Source organism: Hymenobacter sp. 5317J-9 (assembly GCF_022921075.1).
In the GTDB taxonomy this organism is placed as follows: Bacteria; Bacteroidota; Bacteroidia; order Cytophagales; family Hymenobacteraceae; genus Hymenobacter.
The window spans coordinates 4840797-4852938 of the sequence record NZ_CP095050.1; the positions used below are offsets into that span (position 1 = coordinate 4840797).

Sequence of the window (12142 nt, forward strand, 5' to 3'; positions counted from 1 at the left end):
CTAATCCAATCTTTTGATTTACTACCACAGGCGAGATGCTTCGCTGCGCTCTGCATGACGGCCCGATGGGTCGTTCTAACCAATTCCAACGGTCATGGAACACGAACCCGCTTTTTTCGAAACCTCGCCCACGCCCAGCGTAGTAGGCAAGCCCCTAAACCGCGTGGACGGTCGCGACAAGGTGATGGGCAAGGCCAAATACTCGGCCGAATACCCGCTGCCGGGCCTCACCTACGGCGTGCTCAAAACCAGCGACATTGCCAAAGGCCGCGTCCAGAGCATCGACGCCAGTGCGGCGCTGCGGGAGCCGGGCGTGCTGGCCGTGTTCACGCACCTTAACCTGCCCAAGCTGGCCAAAACACCCAACGACGCCGACGGCAAAAAAGCCATTGGCGCGCCTATGGGCTTCCTGCCGCTGACGTCGGACGTCATTCACTACGCCGGCCAGCCCGTGGCCGTGGTGGTGGCCGACACCTTTGAACGCGCCACCCAGGCCGCGGCCTTGGTGCGCGTGAGCTACGCCGCCGAGGCGCCCATTGCGGCCTACACCGACAAGCGCGCCCAGCGGTTCAACCCCGAAAAAATTCAGGACGGCAAGGCCGACGGCTACACCCGCCGCGGCGATGCCCAAGCCGCCATGGCCGCCGCGCCCGTGCAGCTCACGGCCGTGTACACGCACGCCATAAACCACCACAACCCCATGGAGCCGGGCGCCACCACGGCCATTTGGGAAGCCCCCGACCGGCTGACGGTGTACGAATCGACCCAGGGCGTGACGCGCACGCAGAAGTCGCTGTCGGCTTACTTCGGCCTGCCGCAGGACCAGGTGCGCGTCGTGACCAAGTACCTCGGCGGGGGCTTCGGCTGCAAGGGCTCGTGCTGGCCCCACACCGTGCTCACGGCCCAGGCCGCCAAGGGCGTGGGCCGGCCGGTGAAGCTGGTTCTGAGCCGCAAGCAACAGTTCACGAGCATGGGCCACCGCGAAGACCAAACCCAGACCCTGCGCCTGGGAGCTTCCAAAGAAGGCAAGCTGCTGGCCCTGATTCACGAGAAAACCTCCACCACCTCGCCCTGGGACAATTACGCCGAGGCCAACAGCAAAATCATCAACCTGCTGTACGACTGCCCCACGTTTGAGTCGCACTACGAACTGGCGCGGGCCAATGTGATGACGTCCACCTTCACCCGCGCCCCAGGCGAGGCCCCGGGCTCGTTTGCCATCGAGTGCCTGATGGACGACCTGGCCTACCGGCTGGGCAAGGACCCCATCGAGATTCGTCTGCTGAACTACGCCGAAAAGGACCCCAGCACCGGCAAACCCTGGAGCAGCAAGAGCCTGAAGCAGTGCTACGCCCGCGGTGCCGAGCTATTTGGCTGGAGCAAGCGCAACCCCAAAGCCGGCGCCACCCGCAATGGCCGCCTGCTGGTGGGCATGGGCATGGCCACGGCCAGCTACCCGGTGCACAACTCGCAGGGCACCGCCCGCGTGCGCCTCTACGCCGACGGCCACGCCGTGGTGCAAAGCGGCGCCACCGACCTCGGCACCGGTACCTACACCGTGATGACGCAGGTTGCGGCCGACTCGCTGGGCCTGGCGCCCGAAAAAATCCGTTTCGAGCTGGGCGATACCAAATTGCCCACCGCGCCCAACTCGGGCGGCTCGGTGGCGGCGGGCACGGTGTCGTCGTCGGTGTACATGGCGGCGCAGGACGTGTGGGAGCGCCTCACCAAAATGGCTATTAAAGACCCCAAGTCCCCGCTTTTCCAGGCCAAAGCCGAAGACGTGGCGATGGAAAAAGGCCGCCTGCAATTGAAGAAGGATGCATCGAAAGGCGAAGACTTTAAAGCCCTGATGAAGCGCGCCGGCATCGACGACATCGAGGGTAGCGGGCAGGGCAAGTACGGCGCCGGCTACGAGGCCGGGCAGGCAGCGTCCACCGCGCCGGAGTCGCGCAAGGACTCGGCGGGGCAGCATTCTATGCATTCCTTTGGCGCGCATTTCTGCGAGGTGCAGGTCGACCCCGATTTGGGCACCGTGCGCGTCACGCGCTGGGTGAGCGTGCACGGCGCCGGTCGGATTCTAAACGCCAAGACGGCCCGCAGCCAGATTATCGGCGGCAGCATTTTCGGCATCGGCGCGGCCCTGATGGAAGCCACCGCCCGCGACCCGCACTACGCCCGCTATACCAACGCCGACCTCGGCGATTATCACATCCCGGTGAACGCCGACATTCCGGACATGACCGTGGAATTCATCGACGAGCACGACCCCTACATCAACGCCATGGGCGTGAAGGGCATCGGCGAGATTTCGATGGTGGGCGTATCGGCCGCTGTGGCCAATGCCGTGTTTCACGCCACCGGCAAGCGCGTGCGCGACCTGCCCATCACCCCCGATAAGATTTTGGGCACAAAATCCGTTTAGGCAATGGCTGCCCCTGAGTCCACCGCCAGCGCCACTGCTTCGGCTGCCACCGAGCCGGTGGCGCTGGTACTGTTAGCCGCCGGCGCCTCCACCCGCATGGGGCGCCCCAAGCAGCTCCTCTCCTACCGCGGCCGCACGCTGCTGCGCCACGCTGCCGAAACGGCCGTAGCCAGCGGCTGCACGCCCATTGTGCTGGTGACGGGCGCCGTGCACGAGGCGTTGGCCGCCGAGGTAGCGGGCCTGCCCGTGCAGGTGGTGCACAACCCCGATTGGGAAACCGGCATGGCGTCCTCCATCCGCGCGGGCCTGGCAGCAGCTCAGCCAACCGAGCCGGCGGCGGTGCTCATCATGCTCAGCGACCAGCCTCACCTGACGCCGGAGCTGCTGCGGGAGCTGGTGCAGCGGCAGCGCCAAGCCCGGGCGCCCATCGCGGCGGCGGCCTACGGCGACGCGCTGGGCGTGCCCGCCGTGTTCGACCGGGCCTTGTTTTCTCAGCTTATGGAGCTGCGTGGCCAGGCCGGCGCCGGCCGCCTCATTGCCAGCTACGGGCCCGCCGTGGAGCGCATTGCGTTTCCGGCCGGTTTGCTTGATGTAGACACGCCGGAGCAATACGCCGCGCTGCTGCAGAACGGGTAGCGCCACGGCAACAAGCCCCCGCACCTACTTCGTGCCCGATTCCAGCTTGCGCAGCTTGTCGGCCCGCCAAGTGGTGATGGCCACCACGAGCAGCGTCATCAGCCCGCCAAACACCACCGAGCGCACCGTGCCCAGCAGCCGCGCCGCCGTACCGCTCTCAAAGGCCCCAATCTCGTTGCTGGAGCCGATGAAGATGTTGTTCACCGCCGACACCCGGCCCTTCATGTATTCCGGCGTGTACACGTGGATGAGCGTGGAGCGCACAATTACCGATACTGAGTCGAACACGCCCGTGAGGAACAGCAGGAACAGCGACAGGAAGAAATTACGCGACAGCGCAAACCCAATGGTGGCCAGCCCAAAGCCCGCCACCGCCCACAGCAGCTTCAGCCCGGCCTTGCGCTTCAAGGGGTAGTAAGTCAGGAAAATGGCCATCAGCACCGAGCCAATGGCCGGAGCGGCTTCCAGCTGCCCAAAGCCGCGCGCGCCCACTTTCAGAATATCTGAGGCAAAAACCGGCAGCAACGCCACCGCCCCACCAAAGAGCACCGCAAACATGTCCAACGACAGCGCGGCCAGCACCAGCTGGTTGCCAAAAATGAAGCGCAGGCCGCTCAGCACGCTGTCTTTCAGGCTCAGGCGTTCGCCTTCCATGGGCGGCAGGGGCCGGTCGGCAATGCGTATAAACTGTACCAGTCCAAGCAGCAACAGCCCCAGCGCCACGGCGTAGGACCAGGCCACGCCCAGCGGCTCAATCAGAAAGCCGCCCAGCGCTGGCCCCAGCACCGCCGAGGCCTGGTAGGTGGTGCTGTTCCAGGTAATGGCGTTGGGCAGCAGCGCGCGGTCGGGCAGCAGCTGCGGCATAAACGAAAACAGCGCCGGCCCCATAAAGCCCCGCGCCAGCCCGCTCACAAAAATCACCGCGTACAGCGGCAGCGTATAAAGTGCCCCCTTCGCCAGCAGCCCGATGCCGTAGGGGCTGGCCAGTGCCGCCAGAGCCGCGGCGCACAGCACCAGCACCAGCAGCGCCGCCGTCACAATGCGCTTGCGCCGCACGGTATCGGCCACGTAGCCCGCGTACAGCGACACCACAATGCTCGGAATGGCCTCCGAAAGCCCAATAAGACCCAACGCCAGGGGGTCACCGGTGAGGTGGTAAATCTGCCAGCTCACCACCAGGCCCTGCACCCGCGTGGCCACCGTGAGCAGGGTGCGGGTAGACACCAGGCGGCGAAAATCAGGCACGCGCAGGGCCGCGTAGGGGTCGTGAGCCGGGGCAGAATCAGCAGAAGGCAGCATAAGCAACGTCAAAAAGGCCAGTACGGCAGCCGCGGGCAAAGGTAGGCCGAGGCGGCACGGAGGGTTAGGTCCGGCCGCAGGATTCGCCTATCTTGGAGCCCCTCTCGCACCGCTTGTCCCGTCCGGCTCATGTCCGCCTTTGGCCTGGAAATAACACCCCGCCCCGACCTGCCGGCCATCGTGGCCCGGTGGCAGCGCGAAATCACCGCGCCCGAGCTGCAGGCCGGCTACTTCGCCATCCTGGAGGCCGCCGACGCCCTCGGCTGCTGGCGCTGGCTGCTCGACCTGCGCCGCCGCGACGAGCTGGCCACTCCTGAGCTAACCGTCTGGATGAACGCCGAATTCTTCCCCCAGCTTCCGGGCCGCTACCCCGAGCCGGTGCGCCTCGCGTTTCTGGTGTCGCCGCTGCGGGCGTTGCAGCAGCAGTCGGCCAGTTCGGTGGCTGCCATCAGCGCCGCGGCTCGGCCCGACCACGGCTACCTTACCGCCTTGTTCACCGAAGAAGCGGCTGCCTATCAGTGGCTAGGAGGTTAGCCCAACCATTTCGAGAAGAAAAAATATTTTTTGAAACTTTTTTCAGATTTTTTATTCCCCAATTCTGCACTAGAAACGCGTAGATGAAGTTTTGAGGAAGGTTGCTCACTTTAACCTACAGAATTTTGTCTTTTTTTCGTTTTGTAGGCTTGCGCATGTGGTTTTCGTCGCTCTACATTTGGAACGATTGTAGCGGGCAAAGCACCCGACTACCGGTCGCTCCCCAAATTTTTTCTCGGTAACTGCATACTATGGCCTAAAGCTCTACGTTCCCTTATTCCGTAGCCCTTTATGGACCTCTTGCAACCGAGCGACTCCGCGCTCATCTCGCTCTACCTGGCCGGCCAGGAATCCGCCTTCGCTATCCTGCTGGAGCGGCACCGCAGTCGTGTGTTCACGACCATCCTCCTCATCGTGCGCGACGAGGACGTGGCCGAGGACCTGTTGCAGGACACGTTCATCAAGGCCATTCACACCCTCAAAGGCGGGCGCTACAACGAAGAGGGCAAGTTTGCCCCCTGGATTTGCCGCATCGCCCACAACCTGGCCATCGATTCGTTCCGGCGCGGCAAGCGGACGCCCCACGTCAGCTTGAGCGATAACGACCGGCTGGCCAACACCCTCACCCTCGCCGACGACGGCCCGGACGATATCCTGGCCCGCGAGGAAACCCATACCCGCCTTCGGGCGTTAATCCAGGAGCTGCCCGCCGCTCAGAAGGAGGTGCTGCTGATGCGCCACTACGGCGACATGAGCTTCCAGGAAATTGCCGACGCAACCGGCGTCAGCATCAACACGGCCCTGGGCCGGATGCGCTATGCGCTGATTAACCTGCGGAAGAAAATGACCGCAAATTCCCTGCATCATTATGATTCAAACCTTACCCCATTCGACACTGCTCCAGTATGTGTACAACGAATTGCCTCCTGAAAGGCAGCGCGAGGTAGAGGAGGCGTTGCAGCACGACCCGGAACTGGCAGCCACGTGCGCCGACCTCCTTTTGGCCCAGCGGGCCCTCGACGGCGTTCGCCGCGAGCCGCGGGCCCACACCTCCGAGGCCATTTTGCGCTACTCGCGCACTTTTTTAGCCAAATCCTAAGCCCGTTCAACTTCTTGTGGCAACCGCTGCAGCCGTTGCGCCGGAGCCGGCAGCAACGGAGCTGAACAACATTAGTTGAGATAAAAGCGGTCATGCTGAGCGCAGCCGAAGCATCTCTACCGCAGTACTATTCCTTTTGATTGGATTTAGTTTTGCGGCAGAGATGCTTCGGCTGCGCTCAGCATGACCGTTTTCTTTGTTGTTGATTCTGCCCTACACCCATGCGCCGCGCCGACCGATTCAAATACTTCCTCGACTACTTCACCACCAACTTCCCAGAGCCCAAAACCGAGCTGGTGTATGGCAACCCGTACGAGCTGATTGTGGCCGTGGTGCTCAGCGCACAGTGCACCGACAAGCGCGTGAACCTGGTGATGCCTTCCCTACTAGCACAGTTCCCGACGGCCGCGCACCTGGGCGCCGCCTCGGCCGAGGAAATCCTGCCCTTCATCAGCAGCATCTCCTACCCCAACAACAAAGCCAAGCACCTGGCCGGCCTGGGCCGCATGCTCACCGCGGACTTCGGCGGCGAAGTGCCCAGCCAGATTGACGAGCTGCAGCGCCTGCCCGGCGTGGGCCGCAAAACCGCCAACGTGGTGGCCTCGGTCATTTACAACCAACCGGCCATGGCCGTCGACACGCACGTGTTTCGGGTGTCGCACCGCATCGGGCTGGTGCCCAAAATGGCCACCACGCCGCTGGCCGTAGAGAAAGCACTGGTGCGCTACATTCCGGAAGGCCTCATTAACCGGGCCCATCACTGGCTCATTTTGCACGGGCGCTATACCTGCGTGGCGCGCTCACCCAAGTGCAACAGCTGTCCGCTGGCGCCCGGCTGCGCTTATTTTGAGAAGCAGTTCGGCAGAGCGGCGGCTTACGTCCCCATCCCAGAAAAGTAGCAGAGCCACCAGCAAACGGCTACAAGGCTACATTCTGCATTTGATTTTGGCACACAAAGTTCAATTACAAGCACAACGCAGCACAAAATACGTTGGCTCTGGTACAAATGCTAGCTGATTGCATGCTCTAGCACCTGCTGCACGGTTGTGGCCAGGTGCTTGCGGTCGAAGGAATCGATTGCCAGGATGCGGCCCTGTTCTCCGGCTTGAAGCAACACGTTGGGCTGGGCCAGCAGCTCGCGCAGCTTGGTAGCCAAAGCCACGGAGTCGCCCGCCGGCACGTACCAGCCACAGGACTGCTGCTCCACTAGCTTCTTGGTCCAGCCCTGATTGGTGACAATGACTGGAGTGCCCACGGCCAGAGAATCGTAGAGCTTGGCCGGCGAGTTGGCATCCAGCACCGGCATATTCAGGAAGGATACAACTGAAACGTCGGCCAGCGCAAACCAGCTAAACACCTCGTGCCGCGGCAGCCCGCCCACCAGCCGGATGTGCTCCGGCCAGCGGGCCGCCGCCGCCGCAATCAGCGGCTCATAAAAGCCGTGGCCCAGAAACAGCCACACCACATCGCGGCCCTCCGCAGCCATCGCCTCAGCAGCAGCTACTAGGGTCGGCATGTCGTTGGCACGGCCGAAAGTGCCGGCATAGAGTACGACCTGCTTGCCGCGTAGCCCTTGCTCCTGCCGAAGCTTTGCAACGGCTGCCGGTGTGGCCCGGGCGGCCAACTCCAGGTCGGTGCCGTTGAGCACGGTGGTGACTTTTTCGGGCGCAATACCCAGGTCGGTCACGTAGCGAGTCATGTCGGGCGAGAGCGGCAACACGGTGCGGGCGCTCTGGTACAGCCTCTTTTCCATCCGGTAAAGCTGCTGTCGGGCCAACGCCGTGGGCACCGCCCCCATGGCAATGGGGAACGACGGCCACAAGTCCTGCACCTCAAACACCCACGGCACCCGCCGCCAGCGCGCCACCTGCGCCGCCGCCCAAGCCGCCGTGAGCGGCGTGCTGATGCCCCAAATCACATCGGGCTTGTCAATTTTCAATCCTTCGCGCACGGCCCAGGCCGCGTATTGCGCAAAAGCCAGGGCCCGGCGGGCCGGGCCCATTTTGTTCTCATACGGCACGTTAGCCTCCCGAATTTCCACGCCAGCCGGTACCCAGGGAAATTCATGGGTAAGCTGCTGGCTGCGCCAGGCGGGGGTGGTCAGCAGCGTCACGCGGTGCGTTTTGGCCATGTGTGCCAGCAGCGTGTAGTGCCGGCTGGTGGCCGGGCAATCGGGGCTGGTGTGGTACTGGCTGAAAACGGCGATGTGCATGAGTATAACGAGTAGCTATCATCCTGAGCGCAGCGAAGGACCTTCTCACGTTTGAGCAATTTGCAGTAATTACTGCCGCCAACGTAAGAAGGTCCTTCGCTAGAAGGTCCTTCGCTGCGCTCAGGATGACAGACGGGACACTATTTCACCGCCTCACTTATTCATGGGCCGGTAGTGCGACTCGTTCAGAATGCGCTGGGCGTTTTTCTCCGCCATCAGGCGGCCCAACGTTACGTCGGGGTGCAGCGACACGTACTTGCGAATGATTTGCAGGCCTACCCACTGGCCCACGCGGCCGGGGCAGGTCTTGTCGATTTCGGGCACGTTGGGCCGCTCGCCCACGTATTTCTGCAGCAGGAAGGGCGTGGTCGAGTACAGCAGGTTTTTTTCCAGGAAATGGCCCCACACGCGGGGCTCGTTGGCCTCCAGCCCCATCATTTCGCGCCGCGTGTAGCCCATCAGCAATGAGTCGGGGGTGCAGGGCAGCATCTGGCTGGCGAAATAGAGCGACTTGCCGGCGTGCACCATGGCGTCGAGCATGGTGTTGGCCGTGAGTTCGTGGCGGTTGTATTTGCTCGACACGTCCTGGGCCAGCAGCGGCATCAGGCCGGCCGGCGTGTAGCGGCGCAGCATGTACTGCGGCAGGTCGGGCCGCTTGCTGGCCTTGGGGCCCACAAACCAGTCCAGACTCATCACTAGCAGGCTGTCGTTCACATAAATATCCTTAGCCAGGAAGCCGCTCACATACGTGTTGGTGGGCGGCACCCGGAAATCAGGGAAATAATGATGCACCCGCCGAAACACTTCGCTCACGTCGTGCCGCAGCGCCGCGCTGTCGGGAAAGGCCGCGGCCGTTTCACGGCCCAGCTGCTGCAGCGCAGCGTTGGTGGCCAGTTGCGTCAGGCCATTGGCCAGCTCCTTTTCGTTGGCCGGCTGGCGTTGCAGGTAGTAGCGCGCGAAAGCCGGATGCGCGTTCATAAACTGCTCGGCATCGGCCGGCGTCTTAATGGCGAAAAACGGCTGCTCCAGGCGCTGCACCTTCACGGGCACCGCCGGGGCGTCGGCGGCAGCATCGGCGCGGCAGCCTTCGGCCGGCCCTTGCTCACAGGCCGTAAGGCCCAGGCTCCCGACTACAAACAGGGGCAGCCAGCGCCGCCAGGCAAAATTATTCGTATTCACGCTCGTTACTTTGGAGTAAAATTAGCCAAAACCTACCGGCAGTCGGTAGTTTCCATTCGCAGTAGCCGTATCTGTACGCATGAAAAAAATATTGCTCGCCGCTCTGGCTCTCGCCGCTTCCATCGGCACGGCTTCGGCCCAGGTCGAAATCGGCCTGAAAGTGTCGCCTTCCATCACCAGCCTGCGCGCTGAATCGACCTCCGCCAACGCCTTCAAAAGCGACGGCAGCCAGCTCGGCTTCGGCGGCGGGCTGGTGGTCGACTACTTTTTTGGCGAAAACTACGCCTTTAGCACCGGCCTGCTGCTCACCGGCAAAGGGGGCACCATTGCCTACAACGACATCAATAACGGCTCGAACACGCCGGTGGTGGTAAAACCCAAAATCGGCATTCAATACCTCGAGTTGCCCGTCACGGTGAAGCTTTTCACGAATGAAATTGCGTCGGCTACCCGGCTATACTTCCAAGTGGGCGGCTCCCTGAATGTGCCCATCGGCACACGCATCAACGGCAGCAAGTTCTACACCGACCCCGGTACCGGCACCGAGGTGAAAGCCGGCGATTACGTGTATTTCATCGACGCCGATGCACTGGTCGGTGCCGGCGTTGAGTACCAAATGGGCAAAAGCACCAAGCTATTTGCCGGCCTTAGCTACCACCGCGGCTTGGTCGACATCGACCACTATTTCGAAAGCAAGCGCGGCTTTAAAGACGTGACCATCAAAAACAGCAGCGTGGCCCTGGACCTTGGCATAAAGTTTTAGGTTTCGGCAGAACTCACTATCCACAAAAAAGCCCCGGCTTCATACGAAGCCGGGGCTTTTCTATATCACTGGTTGAACAGTCCTCAATCTTCGATTTCCACCTCGCGGTCCTGCAAGCGGCTCATGGCGGCGGCCGACGAGCGCAGCTGAATTTCCTCGCCCCGCTCGTCTTCGATGCGGTAGTCGGTGAGGCCCAGGCTACTGTCTTTCACCACTTTCACCCACTTGTAGTACTTGAGATACCACTTCATCTGGCGCGAAACCAGTCCTTTGGTGTAGTACGCGTGCAGGAACGGATGCACCGACAGCGTGAGGCCCGACTGGTTCTGGTTCACCAGCAGGTCGTCAATGCTGTTGTCAATGTCGTCCGTCACCTGGATGGAGGCCGAAATCTTGCCGGTGCCGCCACAAGTAGGGCACACCTCGCCGGTCACGATGTTCTCAGCTGGCCGCACCCGCTGGCGGGTGATTTGCAAGAGGCCGAACTTAGTGATGGGCAGGACCGTGAACTTGGCTTTGTCGTGCTTCATCACGTCGCGCACGGCGTCTTCCACCTTCTTGCGGCTTTCGGCCGAGCGCATGTCAATGAAGTCGACCACGATGATGCCGCCCATGTCGCGCAGGCGCAACTGCCGAGCCACTTCTTTGGCCGCCAGCATGTTAATCATCAAGGCCGTAGCTTCCTGGTCATTTTCCTGATTGCTCTTGCTACCCGAGTTCACGTCGATAACGTGCAGGGCTTCGGTGTGCTCAATCACGAGGTAGCCGCCGCCGGGCACGGTCACCGTCTTGCCAAACAGCGTCTTTAGCTGCTTTTCAATGCCGGTTTGCTCGAAAATCTTGATTTTCGAGTTGTGCAGCTTCAGCAGACCCAGCTTGTCGGGCGCGATTTTCTGAATGTAGTCGCGCATCTCCTCGTACATGGCCGGGGCGTCGACCATGATGCTGTCGAACGACTCGTTCAGCATGTCGCGGAGCATGGACGAGGTGCGGCCGAGTTCGCCCAGCACCTTGTCGTTGGGCTTGGCGGTGCGCAGGGTGGTGTACATCTGCTCCCACTTGGCCACCATGTCCTGCATGTCCTTGTCCAGCTCGGCTACTTCACGCCCTTCCGCTACGGTGCGGATGATGACGCCAAAGTTGTCGGGCTTGATACTGGCAATGAGCCGCTTGAGCCGGTCGCGCTCAGCCTTGCTCACTATCTTCTTGCTCACGCTGATGGTGTTCGAAAACGGCATCAGCACGAGGTAACGGCCCGCCATCGAAATGTCGGTGCTCACGCGAGGGCCCTTCGTCGAGATGGGCTCTTTGATAATCTGGACAACAATCTGCTGCCCTTTCTTGAATACGTTTTCGGCCTTGCCCACTTTATCAAGCGGGGGCTCAAACGTAAATTTTTCTAGTCCGGCGGTGGCGGCGCGGCCGCTTTGAACCGTCCGGGCCCACTTCGTGAAGGAGTTATATTGTTCCCCGAGGTCGCCGTAATGCAGAAACGCGTCTTTTTCGTAGCCAATGTCCACAAAAGCCGCGTTCAGGCCGGGCATCACCTTTTTCACGGTGCCCAGGAAGATGTCGCCTACTGAGTAATTGGTGTCGTTGCGGTCGAAATGGTATTCAATCAACCGCTTGTCTTGCAACAACGCAATTCGCTCGCCTTCCTGAGTAGAATTAATGACTAATTCATTACTCAAAGCCTTGATTATGTTAAAGTAACCATCATAAGTGTATTCGCAGCACTACCCCGAAACCAGCAAAGGGAAGCCAGAACCATAAGTTCTGGCTTCCCTCGCGAGCCACGGGAAAAGCGCTCAGCGCGGCCACACCCAGGAGGCTACGTGAGAGATAGACGGCTGGCTCCCTTCCCGTTAGGAAAACTGCCGGCCGCCGCTACGCCCCGTGAGGCTTACTTCTTCTTGTGGCGGTTCTTGCGCAGGCGCTTCTTGCGCTTGTGGGTGGCAATCTTATGACGCTTTCTTTTTTTACCGCAGGGCATGA

Annotated in this window: 10 protein-coding genes; 6 read left to right on the forward strand and 4 right to left on the reverse strand. The window is 61.6% G+C overall.

The features are described from left to right. The first annotated feature begins 94 nt into the window (after window positions 1-94). On the forward strand, window positions 95-2425 hold the full coding sequence (locus tag MUN81_RS20320) for a xanthine dehydrogenase family protein molybdopterin-binding subunit (RefSeq protein ID WP_245113840.1): 2331 nt from the start codon (window positions 95-97) through the stop codon (window positions 2423-2425). 3 nt (window positions 2426-2428) lie between these two features. After that, window positions 2429-3061, forward strand: a complete 633-nt coding sequence (locus MUN81_RS20325) for a nucleotidyltransferase family protein (protein ID WP_245113842.1) — start codon at window positions 2429-2431, stop codon at window positions 3059-3061. A 24-nt stretch (window positions 3062-3085) separates the two neighbouring features. On the opposite strand, the gene MUN81_RS20330 is transcribed toward MUN81_RS20325, so the two are convergent. Beyond that, on the reverse strand, window positions 3086-4360 hold the full coding sequence (locus MUN81_RS20330; protein WP_245113850.1) for an MFS transporter: 1275 nt from the start codon (window positions 4358-4360) through the stop codon (window positions 3086-3088). 129 nt (window positions 4361-4489) lie between these two features. Here MUN81_RS20330 and MUN81_RS20335 point away from each other — a divergent pair, with 129 nt between their 5' ends. The 3 genes from MUN81_RS20335 (at window position 4490) to nth (ending at window position 6892) form a co-directional block, all read left to right on the forward strand. Continuing rightward, window positions 4490-4894 (forward strand): hypothetical protein, encoded by a 405-nt coding sequence (locus MUN81_RS20335; RefSeq protein ID WP_245113852.1) that lies wholly within the window; start codon window positions 4490-4492, stop codon window positions 4892-4894. A gap of 291 nt (window positions 4895-5185) precedes the next feature. Beyond that, complete coding sequence (locus MUN81_RS20340; protein WP_245113854.1) at window positions 5186-5824, forward strand: sigma-70 family RNA polymerase sigma factor; 639 nt, start codon at window positions 5186-5188, stop codon at window positions 5822-5824. Window positions 5825-6214: 390 nt separating this feature from the next. After that, window positions 6215-6892 carry an endonuclease III gene (nth, locus tag MUN81_RS20345; protein WP_245113861.1) on the forward strand — a complete coding sequence of 226 codons (678 nt, stop codon included), beginning with the start codon at window positions 6215-6217 and terminating at the stop codon, window positions 6890-6892. Between the two features lie 110 nt (window positions 6893-7002). On the opposite strand, the gene MUN81_RS20350 is transcribed toward nth, so the two are convergent. Beyond that, window positions 7003-8205, reverse strand: coding sequence for a glycosyltransferase family 4 protein (locus MUN81_RS20350; protein WP_245113862.1), 1203 nt, complete (start codon window positions 8203-8205; stop codon window positions 7003-7005). Between the two features lie 153 nt (window positions 8206-8358). Beyond that, entirely contained in the window at window positions 8359-9384 is a 1026-nt protein-coding gene (locus MUN81_RS20355) for a gliding motility lipoprotein GldB (RefSeq protein WP_245113864.1), read from the reverse strand. Window positions 9385-9463: 79 nt separating this feature from the next. Between MUN81_RS20355 and MUN81_RS20360 the strand changes: the two genes are divergently transcribed. After that, the gene (locus tag MUN81_RS20360) at window positions 9464-10147 is read left to right on the forward strand and encodes a porin family protein (RefSeq protein ID WP_198978172.1); all 684 of its coding nucleotides are present in this window, start codon (window positions 9464-9466) and stop codon (window positions 10145-10147) included. Window positions 10148-10230: 83 nt separating this feature from the next. Here the strand turns inward: MUN81_RS20360 and MUN81_RS20365 are convergent, their stop codons facing one another. Beyond that, window positions 10231-11838, reverse strand: a complete 1608-nt coding sequence (locus MUN81_RS20365) for an Rne/Rng family ribonuclease (RefSeq protein WP_245113865.1) — start codon at window positions 11836-11838, stop codon at window positions 10231-10233. Window positions 11839-12142 lie beyond the last annotated feature (304 nt).